Source organism: Anoxybacillus ayderensis, assembly GCF_000833605.1.
GTDB lineage: Bacteria > Bacillota > Bacilli > Bacillales > Anoxybacillaceae > Anoxybacillus > Anoxybacillus ayderensis.
Window position 1 is genome coordinate 300,113 of the sequence record NZ_JXTG01000001.1, and the last position, 26,657, is coordinate 326,769.

Annotated in this window: 23 protein-coding genes and 4 pseudogenes; 26 read left to right on the top strand and 1 reads right to left on the bottom strand. The window is 40.1% G+C overall.

Going from position 1 to position 26,657, the window contains the following annotated elements; genetic code table 11:
* The 18 genes and pseudogenes from JV16_RS01535 to JV16_RS01615 all read left to right on the top strand — a co-directional run bounded on the left by JV16_RS01535 (position 1) and on the right by JV16_RS01615 (position 20,288).
* On the top strand, positions 1 to 765 hold the full coding sequence (locus JV16_RS01535) for a DUF4391 domain-containing protein (RefSeq protein ID WP_244463783.1): 765 nt from the start codon (positions 1 to 3) through the stop codon (positions 763 to 765).
* A gap of 13 nt (positions 766 to 778) precedes the next feature.
* Positions 779 to 2,575: a site-specific DNA-methyltransferase gene (locus JV16_RS01540; RefSeq protein ID WP_042533917.1), complete on the top strand. Its 1,797-nt coding sequence runs from the start codon at positions 779 to 781 to the stop codon at positions 2,573 to 2,575.
* A 3-nt stretch (positions 2,576 to 2,578) separates the two neighbouring features.
* On the top strand, positions 2,579 to 5,533 hold the full coding sequence (locus JV16_RS01545; RefSeq protein WP_021095389.1) for a type III restriction-modification system endonuclease: 2,955 nt from the start codon (positions 2,579 to 2,581) through the stop codon (positions 5,531 to 5,533).
* Positions 5,534 to 5,745: 212 nt separating this feature from the next.
* Entirely contained in the window at positions 5,746 to 7,443 is a 1,698-nt protein-coding gene (locus tag JV16_RS01550; RefSeq protein ID WP_021095388.1) for a DUF262 domain-containing protein, read from the top strand.
* Positions 7,444 to 7,593: 150 nt separating this feature from the next.
* Positions 7,594 to 8,472 carry an Rpn family recombination-promoting nuclease/putative transposase gene (locus JV16_RS01555; protein WP_042533919.1) on the top strand — a complete coding sequence of 293 codons (879 nt, stop codon included), beginning with the start codon at positions 7,594 to 7,596 and terminating at the stop codon, positions 8,470 to 8,472.
* A 374-nt stretch (positions 8,473 to 8,846) separates the two neighbouring features.
* Positions 8,847 to 9,308, top strand: coding sequence for a GNAT family N-acetyltransferase (locus tag JV16_RS01560; RefSeq protein ID WP_021095386.1), 462 nt, complete (start codon positions 8,847 to 8,849; stop codon positions 9,306 to 9,308).
* A complete protein-coding gene (locus JV16_RS01565) occupies positions 9,280 to 9,783 on the top strand; it encodes a GNAT family N-acetyltransferase (protein WP_021095385.1) in 504 nt (167 codons plus the stop codon). Before JV16_RS01560 ends, JV16_RS01565 begins: the two co-directional genes overlap by 29 nt.
* 738 nt (positions 9,784 to 10,521) lie before the next feature.
* Entirely contained in the window at positions 10,522 to 11,436 is a 915-nt protein-coding gene (locus tag JV16_RS01570; protein ID WP_042533921.1) for an RpnC/YadD family protein, read from the top strand.
* Between the two features lie 211 nt (positions 11,437 to 11,647).
* Positions 11,648 to 12,163, top strand: coding sequence for a hypothetical protein (locus JV16_RS01575; protein WP_042533924.1), 516 nt, complete (start codon positions 11,648 to 11,650; stop codon positions 12,161 to 12,163).
* A 213-nt stretch (positions 12,164 to 12,376) separates the two neighbouring features.
* Complete coding sequence (locus JV16_RS01580) at positions 12,377 to 14,350, top strand: Piwi domain-containing protein (RefSeq protein WP_021096116.1); 1,974 nt, start codon at positions 12,377 to 12,379, stop codon at positions 14,348 to 14,350.
* Positions 14,351 to 14,502: 152 nt separating this feature from the next.
* A pseudogene (locus JV16_RS15475) lies at positions 14,503 to 14,772 on the top strand (DUF4351 domain-containing protein); the annotation flags it as partial.
* A 147-nt stretch (positions 14,773 to 14,919) separates the two neighbouring features.
* Positions 14,920 to 15,804, top strand: coding sequence for an Rpn family recombination-promoting nuclease/putative transposase (locus tag JV16_RS01585; RefSeq protein ID WP_042534033.1), 885 nt, complete (start codon positions 14,920 to 14,922; stop codon positions 15,802 to 15,804).
* 68 nt (positions 15,805 to 15,872) lie between these two features.
* Entirely contained in the window at positions 15,873 to 16,070 is a 198-nt protein-coding gene (locus tag JV16_RS01590) for an RpnC/YadD family protein (protein WP_042533926.1), read from the top strand.
* A 422-nt stretch (positions 16,071 to 16,492) separates the two neighbouring features.
* On the top strand, positions 16,493 to 16,777 hold the full coding sequence (locus JV16_RS16145; protein WP_021096109.1) for a hypothetical protein: 285 nt from the start codon (positions 16,493 to 16,495) through the stop codon (positions 16,775 to 16,777).
* Positions 16,778 to 17,230: 453 nt separating this feature from the next.
* The gene (gene pxpB, locus JV16_RS01600; protein WP_035063659.1) at positions 17,231 to 17,977 is read left to right on the top strand and encodes a 5-oxoprolinase subunit PxpB; all 747 of its coding nucleotides are present in this window, start codon (positions 17,231 to 17,233) and stop codon (positions 17,975 to 17,977) included.
* Positions 17,955 to 18,959: a 5-oxoprolinase subunit C family protein gene (locus JV16_RS01605; RefSeq protein WP_042533928.1), complete on the top strand. Its 1,005-nt coding sequence runs from the start codon at positions 17,955 to 17,957 to the stop codon at positions 18,957 to 18,959. The genes pxpB and JV16_RS01605 overlap by 23 nt, the downstream gene beginning before the upstream one ends.
* Positions 18,960 to 18,961: 2 nt before the next feature.
* Positions 18,962 to 19,720, top strand: a complete 759-nt coding sequence (gene pxpA / locus JV16_RS01610; RefSeq protein WP_021096106.1) for a 5-oxoprolinase subunit PxpA — start codon at positions 18,962 to 18,964, stop codon at positions 19,718 to 19,720.
* Positions 19,721 to 19,886: 166 nt separating this feature from the next.
* A complete protein-coding gene (locus JV16_RS01615; protein WP_084220255.1) occupies positions 19,887 to 20,288 on the top strand; it encodes a gamma-glutamylcyclotransferase family protein in 402 nt (133 codons plus the stop codon).
* On the opposite strand, the gene JV16_RS01620 is transcribed toward JV16_RS01615, so the two are convergent.
* Positions 20,289 to 20,801, bottom strand: coding sequence for a hypothetical protein (locus tag JV16_RS01620; RefSeq protein ID WP_021096104.1), 513 nt, complete (start codon positions 20,799 to 20,801; stop codon positions 20,289 to 20,291).
* Positions 20,802 to 21,075: 274 nt separating this feature from the next.
* Here JV16_RS01620 and JV16_RS01625 point away from each other — a divergent pair, with 274 nt between their 5' ends.
* The 8 genes and pseudogenes from JV16_RS01625 to JV16_RS01655 all read left to right on the top strand — a co-directional run bounded on the left by JV16_RS01625 (position 21,076) and on the right by JV16_RS01655 (position 26,584).
* Positions 21,076 to 21,942 (top strand): Rpn family recombination-promoting nuclease/putative transposase, encoded by an 867-nt coding sequence (locus JV16_RS01625; protein ID WP_042533933.1) that lies wholly within the window; start codon positions 21,076 to 21,078, stop codon positions 21,940 to 21,942.
* 435 nt (positions 21,943 to 22,377) lie between these two features.
* The gene (locus JV16_RS01630; RefSeq protein ID WP_021095367.1) at positions 22,378 to 23,517 is read left to right on the top strand and encodes a conserved virulence factor C family protein; all 1,140 of its coding nucleotides are present in this window, start codon (positions 22,378 to 22,380) and stop codon (positions 23,515 to 23,517) included.
* Between the two features lie 44 nt (positions 23,518 to 23,561).
* Positions 23,562 to 23,642: pseudogene (locus tag JV16_RS15885) on the top strand (VOC family protein); the annotation flags it as partial.
* Positions 23,643 to 23,859: 217 nt separating this feature from the next.
* Positions 23,860 to 24,210 (top strand): annotated as a pseudogene (gene tnpA / locus JV16_RS01635) (IS200/IS605 family transposase).
* Between the two features lie 5 nt (positions 24,211 to 24,215).
* The gene (tnpB, locus tag JV16_RS01640) at positions 24,216 to 25,355 is read left to right on the top strand and encodes an IS200/IS605 family element RNA-guided endonuclease TnpB (RefSeq protein ID WP_042533935.1); all 1,140 of its coding nucleotides are present in this window, start codon (positions 24,216 to 24,218) and stop codon (positions 25,353 to 25,355) included.
* Between the two features lie 46 nt (positions 25,356 to 25,401).
* A pseudogene (locus tag JV16_RS01645) lies at positions 25,402 to 25,692 on the top strand (VOC family protein); the annotation flags it as partial.
* Positions 25,693 to 25,852: 160 nt separating this feature from the next.
* Positions 25,853 to 26,116: a hypothetical protein gene (locus tag JV16_RS01650; RefSeq protein WP_042533937.1), complete on the top strand. Its 264-nt coding sequence runs from the start codon at positions 25,853 to 25,855 to the stop codon at positions 26,114 to 26,116.
* A gap of 42 nt (positions 26,117 to 26,158) precedes the next feature.
* Positions 26,159 to 26,584: an NUDIX domain-containing protein gene (locus JV16_RS01655; RefSeq protein WP_042533938.1), complete on the top strand. Its 426-nt coding sequence runs from the start codon at positions 26,159 to 26,161 to the stop codon at positions 26,582 to 26,584.
* Positions 26,585 to 26,657 lie beyond the last annotated feature (73 nt).

The window sequence follows — 26,657 nt, forward strand, 5'->3', positions numbered from 1 at the left end:
ATGATGGCTGGAGTTGCGTTTTATCAAGCGATTGGTTTGGATCCTCGCGTTCGTCCGCTCCGCAAAAAATTAGATAAAAAGATGTTTTATGATTTTGCGGATTTAAACAAAAAAGAAAAAGACTATATCACGAAATATGTGGAGCGGATCGAATTAACGTATGTATTAACGCCAAGCAATATGAATATCCAGCCGTTCATCAATGACGAGTACTATTATGAAGGGGTTATGTTTATTACCATTCGGTTAAGAGAAGAAACAAAAGATTTTCACGTTTCAACGATTGGTGAGATCATTCAAGAAGCGCTTCCGAATCCGGTTGTCATCGTGTTTGAAAAGCACGGGAACATCCGAATGGGTACGTGTATAAAGCGGCGAAACAAAGTGGAACGGTCACAAACGGTTTTAGAACAACAAGCTTACACCCCTTGGTTTCAGCTCGATGAAACAAACGAAACCGTTCGACAGTTTATCGCGTCCGTACATATGAAAAACGTATCATTTGCGCATTTCTTTCAGTTTTATCAAGATATTCATCGTGCCGTCCAAGCGTTTCAACATATAAACGCTGTCGGTACGTTTTATATCGCAACAAATGAACAATCACAACAATTGATCGAGCAAATCAAGCAACTAGAAACAGAAATCGCTGCGTGGAAAGCGAAGCTAAAAAAAGAAACGCAATTCAATCGCAAAGTGGAAATGAACATGAAAATTCACGAATTAACAATGCAAATCGAACAATTAAAACAACGATTAAAATGAAGGGGGAAAACCGATGGAAAAGTTAGACGGAAAATCGTTGGATTTAGTGCAAACAAACATCGAAGCATTAAAGAAGCTATTCCCAGAAGTCGTGACGGAAGGAAAAATCGATTTTGAGAAACTAAAACTTATACTTGGTGAAGAAATTGAAAAAAGAAATGAACGATACGAATTTACATGGCATGGCAAGACACAAGCCATGAAACTTGCGCAAACCCCGTCCACTGGAACGCTTAGACCAGACAAACAATCAAGCAAAAACTGGGACACGACGGAAAACCTTTATATTGAAGGGGATAACCTCGAAGTATTGAAGCTATTGCAAAAATCATACTTTGGCAAAATTAAAATGATTTACATCGACCCGCCATACAACACCGGAAAAGACTTTGTTTATAAAGACGACTTCCGCGATAACATTAAAAACTACAAAGAAATGACGCAGCAAACAACAAAAGCAAATACCGAAACAAACGGACGGTATCATACCGATTGGTTGAATATGATGTACCCGCGGCTAAAACTGGCGAGGAATTTGTTAAGGGAGGATGGGGTTATTTTTATTAGTATTGATGATCATGAAATGGCGAATTTGAAGAAAATTTGTGATGAGATATTTGGGGAGGATAATTTTATTGCGCAGTTTGTTTGGAAATCAAAACTAGGGAAAGTGGGGACAACTTCAACCATATCAACTACACATGAGTATATACTTTGTTATGCTCAAAATATTCAGATGGTTACTTTTAAAATGATTGAGAAAGAAGTCGAAGGGCGCAAAGAAAATTTACGTCAATGGGGACAAGCTGATAGACGGGAAGATAGACCATCTATGTATTATCCTATAACTATAGACGGAGTAACAGTATATCCGATTAAAGATGACGGCTCAGATGGAAGGTGGCGTGTGGGACAGGAAACGGCAAAGCAGTTGTTATCTCAAGGATTTTTAGAGTTAACTAATAAAGGTGGTAAATATGAGATTTACAGAAAGTTCCCTCCAGGATTTTCTATAACTCCACATGACACACTTTTATTGGATGATATTGGTACAACAGCGAAGGGATCAATAGCCTTAAAAAAAATAAATATGCATAACTACTTTGATTATCCAAAGTCTGTTGAATTAATTAGATTTTTCTGTAATTTATGTACATCAGACCCTTCGATTGTCCTAGACTTCTTCTCCGGTTCCGCGACTACCGCCCATGCGGTGATGCAGCTAAATGCCGAAGATGGCGGGAATCGGAAGTTTATTATGGTACAGTTACCAGAACCAACTGCTGAGAACTCAGAAGCGTATAAAGCTGGCTACAAAAACATTTGCGAAATCGGAAAAGAGCGTATTCGTCGTGCGGGGGAAAAAATTGTGCAGGAAACAGGAAAAACGGATTTGGATATAGGATTCAAAGTGTTTACGCTTGATTCGTCAAACGTGAAAACGTGGGATCCTGACTTTGAAAACTTAGAGCAAACCCTCCTCGACTTGCAAAATAATATGAAAGAAGACCGGACAAAAGAAGATTTATTGTACGAAATTTTATTAAAAATCGGTCTGCCGCTCACGACGGCGATTGAAGAAATCGACTACAACGGCAAAACGATTTACAACGTCGGGTTTGGTGCGGTGCTATTGTGCTTAGAAGATGACATTGATTTGGACATTGTCCACGAAATGATGAAACATAAGTCCGAACATTTATCGCCGAAAGTCATTTTTAAAGAATCGGGCTTTATAAACGACTCGGTGAAAATAAACGCCATTCAAACATTGAAAAAGAACGGAATCAACGATGTAAGGAGCGTGTAGGAGATGAAGCTAAAGTTTCAGGGGGATTTAACCTACCAAAAACAAGCGATTGATTCCGTTGTGCAAATTTTTAACGGGCAAGAACTGAGCCAATCGAATTTTACCGTTTCGTATGGACCAAATGCTGGAATGATTCAAACAGCGCTCGGGATAGGAAATCGTTTAGACCTTACGCCCGATGAAATGTTAAAAAACGTTCAAGACGTTCAATTGAAAAACGGCTTGCCGCGCAGCGAGAAGTTAGACGGTATGAATTTTACGATCGAGATGGAAACAGGAACAGGGAAAACGTACGTTTATTTGCGAACAATTTATGAATTAAATAAACATTACGGTTTTACAAAGTTTGTCATCGTTGTCCCGTCTGTTGCCATCCGCGAAGGAGTTTATAAATCGCTGCAAATCACAAGAGAGCACTTTAATGAACTATATGACAACAAGCCGCTAGAATATTTTATTTACGATTCACAAAAATTGGATCGCGTCCGCAATTTTGCGACCGCTACGACGATTCAAGTGATGATTATTAATATTGATGCTTTTCGTAAAAGCTTTGAAGATCCAGAAAAAGAAGACAAAGCAAACGTCATTCATCGCCCGAACGACCGTTTAAATGGCTATCGACCGATTGATTTTATTCGCCAAACGAACCCGATTGTTATTATTGACGAACCGCAAAGTGTCGATACGACGCCAAAATCAAAAGAGGCGATTGCGTCACTCAGCCCATTATGTACATTGCGTTATTCGGCAACGCATGTCGATAAATACAATATGATTTACCGACTGGATGCGGTCGATGCTTACAACCAAAAACTTGTTAAGCGAATTGAAGTCATGTCCGTTCGCTCTGAACCGTCGTTTAATGTGCCTTATATCAAGCTAGTAGATGTGAAGGAACGAAAAGCAACGATTGAACTGGATGTCGAGACGCGTGGGAAAGTAAAGCGAACGACGAAAACGGTGAAATATGGCGATGACTTATATGACGTTTCTGGAGAACGTGACGTATATCGCGGCTATATTGTTGAGCAAATTGACTGGACGCCGGGGAACGAATCGATCGAAATTAACGGTCATTATTTACGAATCGGTGACGCCATAGGTGATATTGACGATGATACAATTAAACGTTATCAAATTCGTAAAACAATCGAAGAGCATTTAGATAAAGAATTGCGCTTACGCCATCGAGGCATTAAAGTGCTTAGTTTATTTTTCATCGACAAAGTCGCAAACTATCGCGACTACGATAAAGATGGCAATCCGATAAAAGGAAAATATGCCGTGATGTTCGAAGAAGAGTATCAAAAATTAATTCAGAAGCCAAAATATCGCACGCTATTTAACGACATTGACGTCGATATCCCGATTGAAAAAGTGCATAACGGCTATTTTGCGCAAGATAAAAAAGGGAGATTAAAAGATACGAAAGGGAATACGGAAGCGGATACGGATGTATATAACCTTATTATGAAAGACAAAGAACGGTTGTTAAGTTTGGATGAGCCGCTTCGCTTTATTTTTTCGCACTCCGCTCTGCGCGAAGGTTGGGACAACCCAAACGTATTTCAAATTTGTACATTAAAAGATTCATCGGGAACGTACGTATCACGCCGTCAAGAAATTGGTCGCGGGCTGCGCTTGGCCGTAAATCAAAACGGTGAACGAGTGCAAGATGACAGTGTGAACATATTAACAGTGATGGCAAATGAATCGTATGAAGAGTTTGTTGCTTCTTTGCAAAAAGAAATGGAAGAAGAAACAGGCGTGACTTTCGGCAAGATCGAAAAACACGTATTTGCCAAATTAACGTATATCGATCCAAATACAGAAGAACCGATGCAAATGGGCTACGATTTATCGGCTAAATTGTACGAAGAGCTGAAGCGTAATGGCTACATTGATGATAAAGGAAAAGCAAAGCCAGAGCTAAAAGAAGCGATAGATAATCATACATTGAATGTTGGCGAAGATTTTCAACCGTGGAAGCAAGCGATTTTGCACGAAATTAACCATTACTTGCAGCACTTGCCGATTAAAGATGCGACGAAAAAGAAAAGAGTACAATTAAATAAGCAAGTGTTTTTTGGTGAAGAGTTTCGTCAGCTTTGGGATCGAATTAAATATAAGACGGTCTACTCCGTTCAAATCGACAGCGATCAACTCATTCAAAAAAGTATAAAAAGCATTCAACACATGCCGCGTATTGAAAAAATTCGTATTATCAGCAGAAAAGATCAAGTGGCGATCGACCGCGTCGAAGGAGTACACTTGGAAACCGTCAGTGAGCGAGTAGAAGATTATGTTACAGCGCATCATACGTTGCCAGACATTATTACTGAACTGCAAAACCGCACGAATTTAACGCGAAAAACAATCGTTGAAATTTTAACCGGCTGCGACCGTCTCGATGACTTTAAAAACAATCCGCAAAAGTTTATGGAAGAAGTCACAAAAGTCATTCAGCGCGAAATGAAACTGCTTTTAAAAGATGGGGTAAAATATTACAAAATCGGCGGAGATGCATATTATGCCGTCGAGCTGTTTGAAAATGAAGAGCTGCTTGCGTATTTAAACAACAATGCGATTCGTAGTGAAAAATCGTTGTTCGATCATATCGTATATGATTCTACAATTGAGGCAGACTTTGCGGAACGATTCGAAAGAGACGAACATGTCAAAGTGTATGTCAAACTGCCAAATTGGTTCAAAATCGACACGCCAATCGGAGCTTACAATCCAGACTGGGCGCTTGTGATCGACAAAGATGGCGAAGAAAAGCTATACTTCGTTCTCGAAACAAAAGGAACCGACTGGGAAGGTGCACTTCGCCCAGAAGAAGCGGCGAAAATCGACTTCGCCCGCAAACACTTCCAAGCGATTCATACAAACGTCGAATTCATCGGACCAGAGAGAGATGTGAATGAATTTATGCTTCGGGCAATGAGCCGATAGAACCGATTAGACAGGAGTTGATAAAACTTCTGTCTTTTTTTTATTTTGTGATGGGGTTTTATGGTACCTGTTATACCCAGAGATTCGATAGAGTCACAGACTTCTATCTTTTCGAGAATAGTTATGCCACAAATTGTGGACATATTTTTTCGAACGGTTCATATGTTCCTTATTAGGGGAGTCACTCGTGACAGAAAGGGGAATAGAGAGTTATGGCGAATTGGGAAGCCTTTAGGGTGTCAGATGTTGTGAAAAAAATTTCAAACGAAGAGTTTGTGTTACCTGTGATTCAAAGAAGGCTTGTTTGGAATGAAGAAAAAATGGAATTGCTATTCGATACTTTGCTTAAAGGGAATTCTTTCGGAGGGATTATTTGTATTGAAGAAGAAAAAGGATCTGAACCGCTTTTTGCGTTTCGACCTTTTTCTAAAGAAGGACATCCTCTTAGTTCGGTGCAGCGAGAATTTCTAAATAAAGGGCACATGCTTGTAATAGACGGTCAACAAAGGCTGCAAACTTTTTACATAGGTTTGCTTGGTAGTTACGAAGGAAAGCAAATGTACTTTGATTTGTTCAGTGATTTTGCTAATTTAGAATACTCCTTTAAATTTGAAAATGACGAATCTAAATTACCTAAATACGATCAAGAAAAAGAGGGTATTAAAGAACATATGTGGTATAGTGCAAAAGATCTCTTTAGAAGACTGAAAGAAACGCAAGATGAGGATCAAGTAGCAGACGAGATCATACGATTGAAGCATATAGTGAATGAGACGGAAAAGAACTATGTATTTCGAAATGTACGGGTATTTTATAAAAATATTTTTTCAGCTACAAATATCGGGGTGTCAAAAATCACGGTGAATAAATCTTTAAACTTGAACGAGAATCGGCAAAGAGTGGTTGAACTATTTAGAAGGCTCAATGATGGAGGAACGAAACTGTCTTCGTACGATTTAACGGCCTCTATTTTGAAAGGTTTCGATGGGAAAATTGAGTTGTTTTTAGATGTTATTTCAAAAGAAAACGACGACATCGGTTTATCACAAGATACGTTAATTAATTTACTTTTTGTTTTGCGTGATACGCCAATGAAGCAAATGACCGAAATTAATATAGAAGATGCTGAATTTGCGACAAAGCATTTTTCGAGAATACAAAAAACAATCAAGGTGTTAAAGAATTTTTTGAAGGCAGTGGGACTTTATAGTTATTACTTAAAAGAGAAAAACCGATCTTTTATTCCTTTGTATTTCATCGCTTATAATATTTTTTATAGAACACCACTCGAACAACCACTAGATGAAGAAATGTTCGATAATTTCGATACAAATAATAGTAATTTCCAAAAAATACGTGAGTGGTTATATAAGTCCTTATTAAATGGCGTATTTAGTAGAGGATGTGGGTGGATTCCTTATAAAACAGGAATTCGAAAAATATCTAGTATTGTTAAAGAGTATAAGCTGAAAGATTTTCCCACAGATGAGTTATTTAAGGTATACAGAAGCCATCCATTGCGTTTTTACGATATTCGTACTGCTTATTTAAACGAATTCGACAGAGAGATTGTATTTCAAATGATTTATGATGAAATACCGAGTATTCGTGAGAATGATATAGATCATATACATCCTGTAAATATTTTACGATCTCATGGATATGATGAATATGAGATCAATCGCATAGGAAATTATCAGTTGCTGGATAGTGTGACAAATAGATGGGTGAAAAATGGTAAATCTCTAGGTGAATGGATAAAAAGTAATGTGAGTGAAAAAGATACTTATTTGCGAAAACATTTAATACCTGCAGATGAAACTTTGTGGGAAGCATCTAGTTACAGGGATTTTCTAAAAGTTCGAGAAGAACTGATTGTATCTAAAATTAAGGAAAGGCTTTCCTTATAGGAGATGATTTTGCCTAACTTGTCACACTCAAAAAATTATCGAATTTTCACCAAAACAGAGAGCCACGCCTCTCTGTTTCCTCATTCCCAAAGCAGGAATCTCCTCGCTTTTATCGAAAATACACAACAAAACCGAAAGCGAGGTGCATATATGGCCATTGATCATGATCGGTTGTTTAAGGAGCTGATCACGACGTTTTTTGAAGAGTTTCTTCTTCTCTTTTTCCCTCATGTGCATGAGCATATCGACTTTCAGCACGTGTCGTTTTTGTCGGAGGAATTGTTCACCGATGTGACGGTGGGGGAGAAGTATCGCGTGGATTTGTTGGTTGAGACGAAGTTGAAAGGGGAGGATAGCCTTATTATCGTCCATATCGAAAATCAAAGCTACGTACAGCCATCGTTTCCAGAGCGGATGTTTATTTACTTTAGCCGTTTGTTTGAAAAATACCGAAAGCGCATGTTGCCGATTGCGGTATTTAGTTACGATTCTCTCCGACGTGAACCTTCATCGTTTACGCTCCAATTTCCTTTTTTCGATGTGCTTCATTTTCAATTTCTTACTGTTGAGTTACGCAAACAAAACTGGCGTGATTACATTCGCCACGACAACCCAATTGCCGCTGCGTTGTTAAGCAAAATGGGGTATACTGAAAGTGAACGGGTAGAACTAAAGAAGCAGTTTTTACGAATGATTGTGCGCATGGAATTAGACGAAGCAAAGCAGCGATTATTAATCGGTTTTTTTGAAACATATGTGAAGCTGTCGGATGAGGAAGAACAACAATTGCGAAACGAGGTGAACGAGATGGAAACGAAAGAAAAAGAACAAGTGTTAGAGTTAATTATTTCATATGAGAAAAAAGCGTTAGAAAAAGGCTTGAAAGAAGGGGTGGAACGAGGTCTACAGCAAGGTCTACAGCAAGAAAAACGCCAGATCGCGAAAAAGATGCTCGCGAAAGGCTACGACGTACAGACGATTCACGAACTGACGGAGTTGTCCGTGGAAGAAATTGAGAGGTTGAAATGATATGGTGCTGTTCCTCTTTTTTAAACATGATTTTATATAACTAAGGGAGCCATTCGGCTCCCGTTAATTATGTATGCATGTGTGTCAGTAAGAAGGAAAAGTACCATCTTAATTTAGCGAAAAATGTTCAAAATTTACTGTGGGTTTCTACAATATTCGACAACGTTTTCTTTGACGTTTCAGTACGATAGAATTGACGGATATTTTCAATTTATAAGGGGAGAAAAAACATCACGGGAGATGTTTTATCTCATTGTTGTTTTGTTTCGTTCTAGCAAATGCCGTTATTTTGCATCGATACGGAAGGGTGCCGAACAGAACCGGTGATCACGTCCAGTTACTGCCGGAAATCGAAAAGAGAGGGAGAAGAGGATATGGGAAGATGGCATACTGAGCGCAATTTGCAAAATGCTGATTGGAAACGAATGAAAGAAATATACGAATCCGTTGGTTGGGCGAAACATACGGAAGAAATCATTCAGCGCGTGTTTCAAGCGAGCAATATCGTGGCGCTTGCCTTTTCCGAAGGCCGCCTTGTCGGATTTGGTCGCGCCCTTTCTGACGGCGTGTTTAATGCGGCGATTTATGACGTCGTCGTTCATCGCGATGATCAAGGTCGAGGCATCGGAAAGGCGATTGTGGAAGATTTGCTTGCGCAGCTTGAGGCCGTGTCGTGTGTCCATCTTATTTCCACGACCGGAAACGAGCCGTTTTATATGCAAACAGGTTTTCGCAAAGCGAAGACGGCGCTCGCCCGCTATCAAAGCGCGGAGTTGGCAACGCAGTATTTGGAAGGGGGAAACAACATTGAACATTCGCCACGCAACGGTCGATGATGCCGAACGGCTCGCTGCGCTCATTTTGCAAGTCGAGTCGGAGTCGGACTATCTGCTGTTTGAAGCGGGGGAACGCAAGCTCACTCCCGAACAGCAGCGCAGTCACCTCGAAGCGATCACGAACGAAGACAACACGACTATATTGCTTGCCGAGACGGATGAAGGGGAGTTGGTCGGCTATTTATTGGCAAGGGGTGGATTTGCAAGACGAAATCGACATTCCGTTTACATTGTCATCGGACTGCTCGCCGCTTTTCGTGGAAAAGGAATGGGCACAATGCTGCTGACAGAGCTGGAGAGATGGGCGCGGGAAAAAGGCGTTCGTCGCCTTGAACTGACCGTCGTGGTCGACAATGCCCCTGCGATTTCTTTATACAAAAAGATGGGGTTTGAACAGGAAGGCGTCAAGCGCCATTCGTTGAATATCAACGGTCGATACGTCGATGAATATTACATGGCAAAATTGCTGTCATAGCTTGTACGAATGAGGAAAAAGAGGCGAAAGAGGTGGGTCATGTTTATTTTTTCACCGGATTTCCTGGGGTTATTTCCTCGATGTTGCTTGAGGAGCTGATCGCGAAATGGGCTCCATAAAAGATTCATATGCTTGTGCTACCTAATATGAAAGACAAGAAAAGTCCGACGCTGAATTTTTGGGAATGGTTTTTGTATGAGCTCGGTATTGAACCGGGCTCATACTGTGTTATTTAACTAATGAGGAAAATTTCAATCACTCTTTAAATTTCGTGCATCAAATTATTTGCTGGGACATAAACTTGTGGACGGCAATTCGATTGAGGACATTCAAAAGCATTCGTGTACTTTTCGTTCATATGCGACAAATGAGGAAGAGCCGTATAGAAGGTTTTTCCTTGACAGTGGTGGCAAGCTGAACAAAGTTGAGGGAATGCAAAATCAAACAAGCTTGCAATACGATAATATGGACACGTTAATGCCGCTACCCCTGCACTTTGCACCAAAGGCAAAAGAATATGCTAAGATGGTGTTGTAGAACGAACAGGCGGGAAACAGCGAAAGGAATGGTGCGCATGAATATACAAAAAATTGGTTGCGTGCCTGTCACACCCCGAAGCATGTCGAGATTTGTAGAAGCAGAGAGTGATAGTTTTTCTCTCTGCTTTTCCATTTCCAAAGCAGGAACATCACCGCTTTTGTCGAACATATGCAACAAAACAGAAAGCGAGGTGCATATATGGCGGTTGATCATGATCGGTTGTTTAAGGAGCTGATCACGACGTTTTTTGAAGAGTTTCTTCTTCTCTTTTTCCCGCATGTGCATGAGCATATCGACTTTCAGCACGTGTCGTTTTTATCGGAGGAGCTGTTTACGGATGTGACGGCGGGGGAGAAGTATCGCGTCGATTTGCTGGTTGAGACGAAGTTGAAAGGAGAGGATAGCCTCATTATCGTCCATATCGAAAATCAAAGCTACGTGCAGCCATCGTTTCCCGAACGAATGTTTATTTACTTTAGCCGCTTGTTTGAAAAATACCGAAAGCGAATGTTGCCGATTGCGGTATTTAGCTATGATTCTCTTCGACATGAACCTTCATCGTTTACGCTCCAATTTCCTTTTTTCGATGTGCTTCATTTTCAATTTCTTACTGTTGAGTTACGCAAACAAAACTGGCGTGATTACATTCGCCACGACAACCCAATTGCCGCTGCGTTGTTAAGCAAAATGGGGTATACTGAAAGTGAACGAATAGAGTTAAAGAAGCAGTTTTTACGAATGATTGTGCGCATGGAATTAGACGAAGCAAAGCAGCGATTATTAATCGGCTTTTTTGAAACATATGTGAAGCTGTCGGATGAGGAAGAACAACAATTGCGAAACGAGGTGAATGAAATGGAAACGAAAGAAAAAGAACAAGTGCTGGAGTTAATCATTTCGTACGAGAAAAAAGCGTTAGAAAAAGGCTTAAAAGAAGGGGTGGAACGAGGTCGACAGCAAGGGCTACAACAAGGGCTACAGCAAGGATTACAACAAGGTCTGCAGCAAGAAAAGCGCCAGATCGCGAAAAAGATGTTGGCGAAAGGCTATGATATACAGGCGATCCACGAACTAACGGAGTTGCCTGTAGAAGAGATTGAGAAGCTGAAGTGATATGGTTCTGTTCCTCTTTATTAAACACTTATATAACAAAGGGAGTCATCCGGCTCCCTTTCGTTGTGTGTGCCAGTAAGAAGGAAAAATCCCTCCTCACGTAGCAATAAATGTTCAAAATTTACCCATCAGTTTCTACAATATTCGACAGTATTTTCGGTTTTCTTTCCGTATAATGGGAGTGGGATATTTGATTTTAGGGGGGATCAGAGTGACGACAATTTGCAAAGCGGATTATTATTATGGTGCACTTCTTTCTGTATTAGTGAATGGAGGATTGGCACCAGCATTGTTTGAAAAAGAAAATGAAAGTAGACAAATTTATACGGTTACAACAAATAAAGACAGTTACATCATTTATGCAAAATATCATACTACCCCATCTGGCTCCGAAGATTTTACATGGTCTTTCACATTTAGTGACAACGAAATACAAGAAATTATAAATGTCCATCAAAATCATTCAGATAAAACGCTAATTTTTGCTTTTATTTGTGGTCAGAAGCAAGTAAGTGACAATAACCAAATTATCGCTATTGTTCGCTGGGACGAATTCGTTGCATGTGTGGATGTAAATAAACAGCAATCTCGTGGAACACCTCGGTTATCAGTGAAGGTCATAAAAGGCTCTCCACGTTTTCGTATTTACGGAAGCAAGCGTGCTGATCTACTTGATGGTAAAGACAATACGATTAGAATTGAACGAAACCGATTAAGAGAGTTATAAGCACAATGATTGTCAACGAATCAATGCACGGATGACTATTCATCATAAGGGGTGATTGGTTAGATGAATCAATACTATATAACCGAGTGTATCGCAAACGAAAACGCAAGTAACATTCCACTTCATATTTATACCGTGTCTTTATTAAACCTGAACCAAAAATACTCGTTTGTCCATCACATTGTTTATGAGTTAAGAAAGAGGAATGCTAATGTGACCATTGCTGCTCACGGCCAATATATTGCATCGTTTCAAGAGATCGTTCATTGGGGTGATCATAAATATATTAAACATGAGTACCGAGCAATCGAATGTTCCAATGCCGCAGAAAGAACGGTATTGGAAAGGTTATTGAAACAAGAGTTAATAGAACGATGCAAAAATGAATATAAAATTTACAAGGATTTGTTTTGTTTGAAAACCGAACAATCGATTGAAATGAACGAAATTATTGTTCACCCGGCTATTTACTTATCTTTTACAGTTGAAGAGAACGGAAATATATTGATCGGCTTTGAATATCAACATCGTTTTGAATATAAAAAAACATTAGAAGACTTACTTCGCGATCGATCTCCACTGATCAAAGAAGGGGTGGAAGTCGTTGATTCGTATAATAAAAAATCGTACTACTATACTTTTGTTGAGGTGGCCCCGTATACTGCTGGAGAAAAGAGCCCATATTTACAACAAAGTGTGATAGATTATTACATAACAAAAAATGAAACATGGAAATTAAAAGGTGTTCATAATAAGACACCTATTGTGCATGTTAGATCACAAAACGGTGATATTTTTCCATACTTACCTCATTTATTACGTCTTACTTGTTCGTATGAACAATTGATGCCATCAACCGCGCAGCAAGTAAATCGCATCATTAAGTTGCCACCGAATGAGAAAATGCCGAAACTTTATCAAGAGATATTTCGTTTGTTGCAATATCAGAACATGTTGACTTTCAGAAAAGAAAACGTTCGGGCGGCAAATCTTAATTATGATATTTTTAATCTCTCCCCACCGTTGATGGAATTTGGTCGAAATTATAAAACAACGAAAGTGTCTGATGGTTTAGGCCAAGCGGGTGTTTATGAGCCGAAGAGTATCACCGTTAGCTATTTTGTTGATCCAGAATTAAATTACGATCCAAGGAAGAAAGATGAAATATTGGATTTTACAAAGAAATTACAACATCTATCTGAAAAGCTAGGTGTAAAGTTAAATGTCTCGAAAAAACCGCGTCAGTTATTTGGGGTATTGCCCGTTGATTTTTTCAAAAGTGAGCGCCTTTCGTTCGAACTAAAGTCGATCGCAGATGCGTTCGATGGGACCGTTATTGTCATTGGAACGGAAGAAAATATCGATCGAGCATATATGGCAATTAAACGAGAATTTGGTGCGAAAGCAGATATAATGACACAGTTTGTCATATTTGATTCGTCAGTTGTAAAAAATTTGTACTATCAATATAATGTGCTACTAGGAATTTACGCAAAATCGGGAGTTCAGCCGTGGATTTTGTCAGATGAGATGAATTCAGATTGCTTTATCGGTTTAGATGTCAGTCATGAACATGGAAAACATGCTTCTGGGATTATTCAAGTGATCGGAAAAGATGGGCGAATGATTAAACAAAAATCAATCATGACTGCTGAAGCTGGTGAAACGATTGCCAATCGTACAATGGAAGAAATTATAGATGAGAGTATATTTAGCTACGAGAAAATGTATGGAATGAAGCCAGCCCATATTACATTTCATCGCGATGGCGTATGTCGAGAAGATTTAGATCATTTAACACGGTATATGCAGTCATTTCAAATCCCATTTGATTTCATTGAAATTATTAAAAGACCGCGAAGAAGAATGGCTGTATACACAAACGGACGTTGGTTTACTGTGCAAGGATTATGTTATGCGAAAGAAAGGATGGCTTATTTATGTGCAACTGATCCAAGAGAATCTGTAGGAATGGCGCAAGCTGTAAAGATTGTTCAAAAGACGAAATGTTTGTCTATTCGTGATGTCGTTTCAGATGCATATAAGCTATCATTTATGCACATCCATTCTATGCTGAAAACACGTTTACCAATCACTGTTCATTATGCTGATTTAAGTTCAACCTTTCATAATCGAGGGTTGATCCACCCACGTTCAGTCCATGAACAGGCGTTGCCGTTTGTGTGAGGGATTGGTTGCGTGCCTGTCACGCCCCGAAGGTTGTCGAAGATTGACAGAGACAGAGAGTTGTTGAGTGGCTCTCTGTTTTTCATTCCTAAAGCAGGAATCTCCTCGTTTTTATCGAAAATACACAACAAAACAGAAAGCGAGGTGTATATATGGCGGTTGATCATAATCGGTTGTTTAAAAAGCTGATTACGACGTTTTTTGAAGAGTTTCTTCTTCTCTTTTTCCCGCATGTGCATGAGCACATCGACTTTCAGCACGTGTCGTTTTTGTCGGAGGAGCTGTTTACGGATGTGACGGCGGGGGAGAAGTATCGCGTCGATTTGCTTGTTGAGACGAAGTTGAAAGGGGAGGATAGCCTCATTATCGTCCATATCGAAAATCAAAGCTACGTGCAGCCATCGTTTCCCGAACGGATGTTTGGTTGCGTGCCTGTCACGCCCCGAAGATTGTCGAAGTTTGATAGAGACAGGGAGTCGTTGGATGGCTCTCTGTTTTTTCATTTCCGAAGCAGGAATGTTGTTTTTACTGTCGAAAATACACAACAAAACAGAAAGCGAGGTGCATATATGGCAGTGGATCATGATCGGTTGTTTAAAGAGCTGATCACGACGTTTTTTGAAGAGTTTCTTCTTCTCTTTTTCCCGCATGTGCATGAGCACATCGACTTTCAGCACGTGTCGTTTTTGTCGGAGGAATTGTTCACCGATGTGACGGTGGGGGAGAAGTATCGCGTGGATTTGTTGGTTGAGACGAAGCTGAAAGGGGGGGATAGCCTTATTATCGTCCATATCGAAAATCAAAGCTACGTGCAGCCATCGTTTCCCGAACGAATGTTTATTTACTTTATCCGCTTGTTTGAAAAATACCGAAAGCGCATGTTGCCGATTGCGGTATTTAGCCATGATTACCTTCGAAATGAACCTTCATCGTTTACTCTCCAATTTCCTTTTTTCGATGTACTTCACTTTCGATTTCTTACTGTTGAATTACGCAAACAAAACTGGCGTGATTACATTCGCCACGACAACCCAATTGCCGCTGCGTTGTTAAGCAAAATGGGGTATACTGAAAGTGAACGGGTAGAACTAAAGAAGCAGTTTTTACGAATGATTGTGCGCATGGAATTAGACGAAGCAAAGCAGCGATTATTAATCGGCTTTTTTGAAACATATGTGAAGCTGTCGGATGAGGAAGAACAACAATTGCGAAACGAGGTGAATGAAATGGAAACGAAAGAAAAGGAAAAAGTGCTGGAATTGTTAATCTCGTATGAACAAAAGGGAATACAAAAAGGAATACAAAAGGGAAAAAAGGAAGGATTGGAAGAAGGATTTAAACAAGGAATGAAACATCTTGTTCGCAATATGTCGAAAAAAGGAATGACACCAAAAGAAATTGCAACCCTTGTGGATCTTACGGAAGAAGAAGTAAATCATTTGCTTGAAAGTTGAGAAAAATTTGATGTGGTGCCACACCTCGAAGCATGTGGAAACAACAATTGCGAAACGAGGTGAATGAAATGGAAACGAAAGAAAAGGAGAAAGTGCTGGAGTTAATCATTTCATATGAGAAAAAAGCGTTAGAAAAAGGCTTAAAAGAAGGTCTGCAGCAAGAAAAACGCCAGATTGCAAAAAAGATGCTAGCAAAAGGTTACGATGTACAGACAATCCACGAACTGACGGAGTTGTCTTTGGAAGAAATTGAGATGTTGAAATGATATGGTGCTGTTCCTCTTTCTTATCATGTGAAGGAATCAGAGTGGTAAAGCTTTGGTTCCTTTCCTTTTCTCGTCTTTTTCTCATTGTCCCAAAACCTCGTGAAACTGTCAAGAAAAGTACTTGACAGCCCCACAGGATAAGTGAAGATGAAAAGGGAGAAAAGCTAGGAATGAAGTGTTCTAAACTGGTTTTTATTAGTTAATCCACACGCTTGAGAGTGGCATCTTTCCCTAGTTCTCTCTTCAATATTTTGTTTCGTAATCTTGATTTTTCTTCCTTTTCTCGTTTTTCGATCGTTCCATAGCTTTTCTCTAAAGAATGAATTCTCGTGAAATACCTTTAAGCAGCTAGGTCGTCCGAGCTTTAAGTGTTATAATATTCTATATTGATTAAAAATTAAGATTTTATAGGAGGGTGGGCGATGGATACGTGGGTAAATGAAGGGTTTTTTATTTCTACTAACAAGCAATATTTAGACGTAGATACCATCCATCATTTTTTGAGCCAAGAAGCCTATTGGTCAAAAGGAACTCCGAAAGAAGTTGTCATAAAATCAATCGAAAACACACCTTTATGTTTTGGGGTGTATAAAGGTGACATAAGTAACAGAGTCGGGGAACAAGTTGGATTTGCAAGGGTGATTACGGATTTAGCGACGTATGCTTACCTTTCCGATGTGTTTATTTGCCAAGTTATCGTAAATTAGGCTTATCTAAATGGTTAGTGAGTATCATTACGAATCATCATGAGCTACAAGGTGTTCGACGGTTCATGTTAGCTACTAAAGATGCACATTCATTATATAGCAAATACGGCTTTGAACCACTTGATGATCCGAAGCGATTCATGCAAAAAGTTCGGCAATCACCTTATTAACTTTTTCGTAATACCTGTCAAGCCCTGAGTTAAGCATATGGAATCGATTCTCGTTCTCCTTCAAGATGGGCTCATTCCCGAAGATGTTAGAGATGAGATGATTCATGAATTAATGACACAATATGTTGAAGGAGCATTGGAATCAAGCATAGTTTCTAAGGTCATTGGTAACGTACTTCAGAAAGGCTACAGCAAGATTAGCTTTCGATTAGAACAATTCGTTTTAAAACAAAGCACGCAACGAAACAAATTTCAAAAGCACTTCGTTTTATCGGAGGAAAAAATGTTGAGCTATGAGCTGATACCGCTTAGTGAGAATGCGTTAGTAATCAAATTTGGCGAACAAATTACTCCCGACATTCATCAACGAGTTCACCAAGTTTCTACCTATTTTACAGATCATCATATAGAAGGAATTATTGAAGTTGTTCCTGCCTATACAACTGTTACCGTCTATTATGATCCGATCCAGTTTGTAAAGAATATAAACCGAAAATCGCATATCGAGGTTCTTCCTTTTGAAAGAGTTTGTACCGTATTAAAAAATGTTCTTTCGTCACTACAATCCACCCATATTCCTCAAGGAAATGAAGTCGTAATTCCTGTTTGTTATGGAGGAGAGTTTGGACCGGATTTAGAAGAAGTAGCTAGAAGAAATCAATTAACACCTGAAGAAGTAGTGAATATTCATACGAACGGTCATTACGTTGTGCATATGATTGGATTTGCGCCTGGATTTGCTTATTTAGGCGGTATGTCAGAAAGGATTGCTACGCCGCGAAAACACTCGCCACGTTTGCGTATTCCAGCAGGTTCTGTGGGCATCGCCGGTATGCAAACAGGAATATATCCGATTGAAAGCCCAGGGGGGTGGCAACTCATCGGGAGAACACCGATCCAATTATTCCGTCCACAGCATCCTCAACCGAGTTTATTACAAGTTGGGGATCGTGTTCGCTTTCAACCGATAACGCGGGAAGAATATAAGCAGCTTCAGGAGGAGAACAATGAGTATTCGTGTGATTCGTAGTGGTTTACTAACGATGGTTCAAGATTTAGGTCGATTCGGTTTTCAAAAGGATGGCGTCACTGTGGGCGGCGCTATGGATCAATTTGCGCATCGTATCGCTAACATTCTTGTCAGAAATGAGGAATCCGAAGGCACGCTCGAGATGACATTCATTGGTCCAACGCTTGCTTTTGAGGAAGATGCATTAGTTGCGATATGTGGCGGGGAGTTTGAAGCGAGCATCGATGGGCAAGAAGTGCCACTATGGCGCCCTGTTTTCGTTAAACAGGGGAGTATACTTACGATCGGTCATTGTCGTGCAGGATGTCGAGCATATTTAGCTGTGTCGGGGGGATTTCATATTCCTAAGATAATGAACAGTCAATCAACGTATTTACTTGCACGTATCGGTGGTTTTCAAGGAAGAGCGTTACAAAAAGACGATGTGCTTTTACTTCGAGAATCGAGGCGAAATTTTGAGCTGTTGCGATTACATAAGAAAAAAACATCTCTTCCTTTTATAACGATGAGTTGGGGAATTTCATTTCAGTTTCGTGCATATTTTTATAAATCTCCAAAAACGATTCGCGTCATTCAGGGGGCACAATTTGCTCATTTTACGACACAAAGCCAAAAACGTTTTTTCACCCAACCATATAAAGTCACTTCTCAATCGAATCGAATGGGCTATCGTTTAGAAGGACCTTTGCTTCAAAGAAAACATTCAGTAGAAATGGTTTCGGGAGCGGTTACGTTCGGCACAATTCAAGTGCCGAACGAAGGAAAGCCAATTATATTAATGGCAGATCGTCAAACGACAGGAGGGTATCCGAAAATCGCGCAAGTCATTGCCGTTGATTTACCCATTTTAGCACAAACCAAACCAGGAGAGCAGATTGTATTTCACGACATTTCATTTGAGGAAGCGCAACGATTATATATTCAACATGAGCTTAGCATGAAGCAATGCGAAAAAGTAATGATGTCGAAAATGGGAGGATAAAGATGTACCGCATCGATCTGAATTGTGATATGGGAGAAAGTTTTGGAATATATCAATTAGGGAACGATGAGGAGATTTTGAATTACGTGACATCAGCAAATATTGCTTGCGGGTTTCATGCGGGTGACCCATCTACGATGCGAAAGACGGTTCAGTTGGCGCTTGAAAAGGGGGTGAGTATTGGTGCACACCCGGGGTTGCCTGATTTAATTGGATTTGGAAGAAGAAATATGGCAATTACTCCGGAAGAAGTGTATGATCTCGTCGTTTATCAAGTGGGGGCGTTATATGGTTTTGTAAAGGCTGCTGGTGGAAAGATGCAACATGTGAAACCGCACGGAGCTTTGTACAACATGGCTGCAAAAGACTGTGCACTTTCAGAAGCGATTGCAAAAGCAGTGTATGACATTGATCCATCATTAGTATTGTTTGGATTAGCAGGAAGTGAACTAATTAAGGCGGGAGATCGTATAGGCTTAAAAACAGCAAATGAAGTGTTTGCTGATCGGACATATGAGCAGGATGGTTCGTTAACACCACGACATAAACCTAACGCCTTAATTCATGACGAACAAGAAGCTATACAGCAAGTGATTCGAATGGTAAAAGAGGGAAAAGTGCGGTCACAACAAGGAACTGATGTGGAAATCAAGGCAGATACGATTTGTATTCACGGTGATGGGGTACACGCGTTAACATTTGCTAAAAAAATTTTTGAAGCGTTAAAAAAAGAAGGCATTGTCATTAAATCTTTATTTTAAATCGAGGTAACGCGTTTTCCACTCCTTCCTTTGTTTCAAATCATTGTGTACACTGTTACGTCGATTATCTTGTCAACAGTGAAGATGGTAAGTTTTTTATGGTCATGTGCATGAAAAGAGGAAAGGTATATATTTATAATATCGTCGAATGTTAGGAGGAGAAAACGTGACGTTATTTCAAGTGTTCGTGTACGGGACATTGCTTCAAGGAGAGCAAAATCATCATGTTGTTGCTCCGTACGTCACACATATAGAAACAGGTGCTGTATGCGGTTGGCTTCATAGCGTTGCCGACTTGTATCCAGCTTTAGTGCTCGATTCATCTGCCCCTCCAGTAGAAGGCGAATGGTTGACGGTAAACGAAAAAGGACTACAGGCGATGGATCGGCTTGAAGGATATTATGGGGAGGGAAAACGTAATGATTATGAGCGAGTATTTGTGACAGATGTAGACGGAAAAAAGGCAGGATTTGTGTACGTATACTCAAGCGAACGGGCAAAACATTTACCACAAATAGGCACTTCGTGGAGAGCATACAAGCAGTCATATGAGCGTGGCTTCAAGTGATCATGTTTTAAGTCCAGTGTTTTTTATCGCGACGCAGCTCGATTGCGTTAACGGCGCGTGCAGTTTTTGTTCTAGAAGCTTATATGTTTCTTGTTCTCTAATTCGATTGTTCACTTGCGCAATTTGTTGTAAATGTTTTTTCAATGCTTTTACAAAATCATGAGCGAATTTCGTTTTATCATAAAAAAGAAAGAACTCTACACGATCATTTGTAACATTTACAGCTTCAATTTTGATTTCGCGTCCTTTCACAATGAAAAAGTAATCATAGGCAGAACCAAAGCCGGAGATACGGAATGTTTTATTCTCTTTATTAGCGATCATATCTATCACACTAGCAGCTATACTTAACAAAGCTGTGCCGTAAAGCGTTGCAATATTGATCGTCATTTGCTCAATACCGTTATGAACAATCATATACATTTCGCAACTAAAAAAGCTATTGAGGTTCTCACTTTTGAGCGTCTCTTTCCAGTCATCTTCCCAGTCTTCTAATAAAATTTTGATAGACATGTGTACCCTCCGTAACTCTTTTTACTTTTTCGCTACTACCCTATCTGTAGAGTTTAACTACCACTATATTTTCTATTATTGGAACAATTTTTTTACTTATGCGCTGATTATTCAGAGTTAAATCAGTAAAATAGAAAGAAGTTTTGTACACCTAAAGGTTATCGAATTTTCACCAAAACAGAGAGCCACGCCTCTCTGTTTTTTTCATTCCTAAAGCAGGAATCTCCTCGTTTTTATCGAAAATACACAACAAAACAGAAAGCGAGGTGTATATATGGCGGTTGATCATGATCGGTTGTTTAAAGAGCTGATTACGACATTTTTTGAAGAGTTTCTTCTTCTCTTTTTCCCGCATGTGCATGAGCATATCGACTTTCAGCACGTGTCGTTTTTGTCCGAGGAACTGTTCACCGATGTGACGGCAGGGGAAAAGTATCGCGTCGGTTTGCTGGTTGAGACGAAGTTGAAAGGGGAGGATAGCCTCATTATCGTCCATATCGAAAATCAAAGCTACGTGCAGCCATCGTTTCCCGAACGAATGTTTATTTACTTTAGCCGCTTGTTTGAAAAATACCGAAAGCGCATGTTGCCGATTGCGGTATTTAGCTATGATTACCTTCGAAATGAACCTTCATCGTTTACTCTCCAATTTCCTTTTTTCGATGTGCTTCAATTCCGCTTTCTTACTGTTGAATTACGCAAACAAAACTGGCGCGATTACATTCGCCACGACAACCCAATCGCCGCTGCGTTGTTAAGCAAAATGGGGTATACTGAAAGTGAACGAATAGAGTTAAAGAAGCAGTTTTTACGAATGATTGTGCGCATGGAATTAGACGAAGCAAAGCAACGATTATTAATCGGCTTTTTTGAAACATATGTGAAGCTGTCGGATGAGGAAGAACAACAATTGCGAAACGAGGTGAATGAAATGGAAACGAAAGAAAAGGAGAAAGTGCTGGAGTTAATTATTTCATATGAGAAAAAAGCGTTAGAAAAAGGCTTGAAAGAAGGCGTAGAACGAGGGTTGCAACAAGAAAAACGCCAGATTGCAAAAAAGATGCTAGCGAAAGGCTACGATGTACAGACGATTCATGAACTGACGGAGTTGTCTTTGGAGGAGATTGAGAAGCTGAAGTGATATGCTGTTTTAAATTTTTACCATTTCTCATCCACAGCGCATTTCTGTTTTTTTAGACGAGTGGAAAGAAGATTAGGAGAGATGAAAAAGCTTGAGGAATAGCTTAGGCGGTGCATGTTCGCACCGCCTATTTGTCAATTGTTGCGCGAGCATAAATTATAGTCTAATAATCGTTCATCCCTCGAGAAAGCAATGTCAATGTCGCGATCGTGGGGAGTGTGTTTTGTTGTTGGTGGTTCGAACAAATAAATGAACCGCATTTGTTAACCGTTTGCCTATGATTTGTTCTATGTCTCTATCCGTTTTTGTTTATGTCTGCCACATTTTTATTGAGCGAAATGTTTGCTTTTCTTTGTTTCTTCCTTTTCAATAAAGTTATATGATTTTTTGGCGTATGAATATATTGGAATGTTATCGTGAATAGGAGAGAAGCGGATGAAGATTCGATCAATTGAACCGACACCAAGTCCCAATACGATGAAAGTGTTGCTTGATGAAGAGCTTCCATTTGGAACAAGCTACAACTATAAGCCAGCGCAGGCTGAACAAGCTCCTGAAATCATTAAGCAGTTATTGAAAATCGAAGGTGTGAAAGGCATTTACCATGTCGCTGACTTTTTAGCTGTCGAACGGCATGCGAAATATGATTGGAAACCGATCTTAACAAAGGTGCGCGAAGTGTTTGGCGAACAGGTGGAGGATCTTAAAGAAAATGAATCGGTGCGCAATGAGCATTTTGGCGAAGTGAAAGTGTATGTGCAAATGCTTTATGGCTTACCAATGCAAGTGAAGTTAACGGACGGTCACGAAGAGAGACGAGTGGGGTTGCCGCAACCGTTTGTCGATGCGGTGCTAGAAGCGCAAAAACATGCGGGGAATATTGTCGTGGAGCGGAAATGGGTCGAAAAGGGGGTTCGGTACGGAACATTTGAAGAAATCGGCGCTGAAATTGTCGAGGAGTTGTCTGCTGCTTATCCTCCAGAACGGCTCGAGCGATTTGTACACATGTTTAAACAAGGCGAGCAGTCGAAAACGCAAAAACGAACAAGCGTTCAAGTGACCGAACAAATGCTAGATGATCCAGATTGGACGAAACGATATGCAGCGTTGGAACAGATGGCAGAGCCGACGGAAACCGATTTGCCCGTATTGGCAAAGGCGTTAAAAGATGAGAAAGTGGCGATTCGCCGTTTGGCGACAGCTTACTTAGGAATGATTGGTGGAAAAAGCGTACTTCCGTATTTGTATGAAGCACTAAAGGATCCAGCTGTTTCTGTGCGGCGTACCGCTGGTGACTGTTTATCTGATATTGGTGACGTTGAATCGATTCCTGTTATGGTCGAAGCGCTAAAAGATGCAAGCAAGTTAGTTCGCTGGCGTGCAGCGATGTTTTTATATGAAAATGGAGATGAAACCGTCCTGCCTGCTTTAAAAGCAGCCGAAAACGATCCGGAATTTGAAGTAAGCATGCAAGTAAAAATGGCCATCGAACGAATCGAAGGTGGCGAAGAGGCGAAAGGATCTGTTTGGAAGCAAATGACGGAGAGTAGAAAGAGAGAGGAAGGGAAATATTGAGCCACCCTTAGAATGTTGAAAAGAAGATAGAGAGGAGAAGCAGCATGAACATTGTTATCAAACGGCTCGATCATATACAAATTTGCATCCCAATCGGTGCAGAGGACGAAGCGCGGGATTTTTATTGAATTAGCCGAGAACACTCGTGACTTTAGTCATGAGGTGAGTCGGCTTGGTTTTTTGTTTGCATACTCGACATATGTCAATATATGATTTGATTTAAAATACTTGTATTTAAAATGAGTCCAAAAATCCTCTGACATATGTTATCCTATCATTGAGGTGAACAACATGTCGGAAGTGAAACGTGGCAGAGAATATGTGTAATCCATTCAATATCATATGGTATGGTGTGTGAAATACCGTCACAAGGTGTTGGTTGACGATATCGATACAAGGCTAAAAGAAATCTTAAATCAAATTGCGAAAGAACATGGTTTTACGATTTTACAAGTGGAAAGTGATGGCGACCATGTTCATTTGCTCATGGACTGCACTCCACAACACTCTATTCCGAATATCATCAAAGCATGAAAAGGTGTGAGTGCGAGGTTGCTGTTTAAAGAGTTCCCCCAACTAAAAGAGAAGTTGTGGGGAGGGAATCTGTGGAATCCTTCTTACTTTGTCGCAACCGAAAGCGAGCGCACAGAAGCGCAAATACGACAGTATATCCAAAATCAGAAAGCGAGGTGAGAGCGATGTTCGTCCATAAAGCATACAAATTCCGTATTTATCCAACCAAAGAACAGGAAATCCTCATTGCCAAAACATTCGGTTGCGCTCGTTTTGTGTTCAATCATTTCCTTGCCGAATGGGAACGTGCGTACCGAACAACAGGAAAAGGGTTGACATACAAGGCTTGTTCTTCTCAATTAACCAACCTAAAGAAACAATTTGTATGGCTAAAAGAAGTGGACAGCATTGCGCTCCAAACCTCGCTGAAACATTTATCTGATGCGTACACCCGATTTTTCCAAAAACAAAACAATAAACCACGCTTTAAGTCAAAAAAGAACAAGGTGCAATCGTACACAACAAAGTACACAAACGGAAACATTGCCATTGTCGGCCATCGAATCAAACTCCCGAAACTTGGGTTTGTTCGTTTTGCGAAAAGTCGAGAAGTCGAAGGGCGCATCTTGTCTGCGACGATTCGACGAAACGCAAGCGGAAAATACTTTGTGTCGATTGTTGTAGAAACAGAGGTGCAACCACTTCCTAAAACGAATCGTGCCGTAGGGATTGACTTAGGTGTAAAACATTTTGCCATCCTTTCAGACGGTACGACATATGCTAATCCAACATACCTTCGCAAACTTGAAAAAAAATTAGCCAAAGCCCAACGTATTCTTTCTAGGCGACAAATCGGGAGTTCAAATTGGCATAAACAGCGAATCAAGGTCGCACGCCTACACGAGAAAGTGACAAATTCCCGAAACGACTACTTGCACAAACTCTCCACCGAGATTGTCAAAAACCACGACATCATCGGGATCGAGGATTTGCAAGTGTCAAACATGATGAAAAACCACAACTTAGCCAAAGCCATTGCCGACGTATCGTGGTCAACATTTATAGACATGCTCATGTACAAAGCGACATGGTACGGAAAACAGGTGGTTGTGGTGGCGAAAAACTTTCCATCTAGCCAATTGTGTTCTCATTGTGGATACAAAAACAAAGATGTGAAACATCTTCACCTTCGTGAATGGGAATGCCCTTCATGTGGCACACATCACGATCGAGATGTGAACGCAAGTATGAATTTGAAAAACGAAGCTATTCGGCTTCTAACCGCAGGAACTGCGGGGCTAGCCTGCTCATTCTCCCTTCGTTAGAAGGGACAGCGCAGGAATCTCGTGGCTTCAGCCGTGAGAGGTTCAAACGGGCGTGCTCGGTTTTACCGAAATCGAAAAACCGAAAACGCTGAAAGCAAACGGCGGACTTTGGTATAAAATTGGCGATATTGAATTGCATATCGGTGTTGAAAACCGCGAAGGATATCGAAGCAAAAGCCATCCGGCGTTTGAAGTGGAAAATATCGAAGCAGTGCGGCGCCACTTGGAAGAAAGGGGAGTAGTGACACAAGACGAAAAAACCATTCCAGGTGTGACTCGCTTCTCCTTTCACGATCCGTTTCACAACCGAATAGAATTTCTTGAGAAACAGCAATAAAAGCGTGGGCAACAGTCTTTGTTTGACTTTGTTGACAATAAATTGAGACAGAAGTGGAGAAAACTTCTGTCTTTTTTTGCTTTTGTGACAAAATTCGACAGGATTTGTTGGGGTTTTTATGTAAGATAAGGGTAGTCATTTTAGTTGAGGATTGAGAGCAATGGATAAGTTTTTAAATTTTTTCGTTCCTGCTTTTATTATGACAATGAGTGCATTTGGGCTGATTTATGTTATACGGAGAGAACGGGACTATTGTCCAAAATGTGGTGGAAAGCTACTAGATTTTTATGTTGATCACAATCAAAGAGCGTTTGCCGACGGAGAGTTAGAGGCGTTTAAAGTTTTACATCCAGAAGATCGTTCAACATTTCAGAAAATGAAGTATTGCCGCCAATGTCGAAAAGCATATCGGCGTATACATTAATTATGGATTTACTGCGTAACAAAAATAAAAAGGAGAAACATGATGCGAATACGCAAATACGCTAGAGCAGTAATTGTTAATGAATGTCATGAAATTCTTCTTCAAAAATTTGAATTTTCGGATGTCGTAGGAAACGTCGTGTTATGGGTAACGCCTGGCGGTGGCGTCAAGGAAAATGAAGCTCCAATCGAAGCTTTAAAAAGAGAATTGCGTGAAGAACTTAACATTGCTGTTGACATTCATGGTGAGCCATTATTTGGAATTGATATACTCATTGAAGGAAAAAACGGTTCTTTTATAAGCCGTGAGATTTACTATAAGATAACGATTCAATCTAATACTGTATTTTCTATGGAGAAAATGACTGAAAAAGAGAAAAATACGTTTATGGATTTAAAGTGGTGGAGTAAAGAACAGTTGAAGAAACTCGAAAACTTTGCGCCACGTGAAATATTGAACTATTTTTAAGTTTATTATTAGTAGCTACCTCTTGTAAAAAAGTAACGAACTTTACCTTTCAATAATGTGGAGGAAAAATTGC

Coding starts and splice junctions, on each gene's coding strand:
- JV16_RS01535 (WP_244463783.1), top strand. CDS start 1: ATGATGGCTGGAGTTGCGTTTTATCAAGCGATTGGTTTGGATCCTCGC.
- JV16_RS01540 (WP_042533917.1), top strand. CDS start 779: ATGGAAAAGTTAGACGGAAAATCGTTGGATTTAGTGCAAACAAACATC.
- JV16_RS01545 (WP_021095389.1), top strand. CDS start 2,579: ATGAAGCTAAAGTTTCAGGGGGATTTAACCTACCAAAAACAAGCGATT.
- JV16_RS01550 (WP_021095388.1), top strand. CDS start 5,746: ATGGCGAATTGGGAAGCCTTTAGGGTGTCAGATGTTGTGAAAAAAATT.
- JV16_RS01555 (WP_042533919.1), top strand. CDS start 7,594: ATGGCCATTGATCATGATCGGTTGTTTAAGGAGCTGATCACGACGTTT.
- JV16_RS01560 (WP_021095386.1), top strand. CDS start 8,847: ATGGGAAGATGGCATACTGAGCGCAATTTGCAAAATGCTGATTGGAAA.
- JV16_RS01570 (WP_042533921.1), top strand. CDS start 10,522: ATGGCGGTTGATCATGATCGGTTGTTTAAGGAGCTGATCACGACGTTT.
- JV16_RS01585 (WP_042534033.1), top strand. CDS start 14,920: ATGGCAGTGGATCATGATCGGTTGTTTAAAGAGCTGATCACGACGTTT.
- JV16_RS01590 (WP_042533926.1), top strand. CDS start 15,873: ATGGAAACGAAAGAAAAGGAGAAAGTGCTGGAGTTAATCATTTCATAT.
- JV16_RS16145 (WP_021096109.1), top strand. CDS start 16,493: ATGGATACGTGGGTAAATGAAGGGTTTTTTATTTCTACTAACAAGCAA.
- pxpB (WP_035063659.1), top strand. CDS start 17,231: ATGTTGAGCTATGAGCTGATACCGCTTAGTGAGAATGCGTTAGTAATC.
- JV16_RS01605 (WP_042533928.1), top strand. CDS start 17,955: ATGAGTATTCGTGTGATTCGTAGTGGTTTACTAACGATGGTTCAAGAT.
- pxpA (WP_021096106.1), top strand. CDS start 18,962: ATGTACCGCATCGATCTGAATTGTGATATGGGAGAAAGTTTTGGAATA.
- JV16_RS01620 (WP_021096104.1), bottom strand. CDS start 20,801: ATGTCTATCAAAATTTTATTAGAAGACTGGGAAGATGACTGGAAAGAG.
- JV16_RS01625 (WP_042533933.1), top strand. CDS start 21,076: ATGGCGGTTGATCATGATCGGTTGTTTAAAGAGCTGATTACGACATTT.
- JV16_RS01630 (WP_021095367.1), top strand. CDS start 22,378: ATGAAGATTCGATCAATTGAACCGACACCAAGTCCCAATACGATGAAA.
- tnpB (WP_042533935.1), top strand. CDS start 24,216: ATGTTCGTCCATAAAGCATACAAATTCCGTATTTATCCAACCAAAGAA.
- JV16_RS01650 (WP_042533937.1), top strand. CDS start 25,853: ATGGATAAGTTTTTAAATTTTTTCGTTCCTGCTTTTATTATGACAATG.
- JV16_RS01655 (WP_042533938.1), top strand. CDS start 26,159: ATGCGAATACGCAAATACGCTAGAGCAGTAATTGTTAATGAATGTCAT.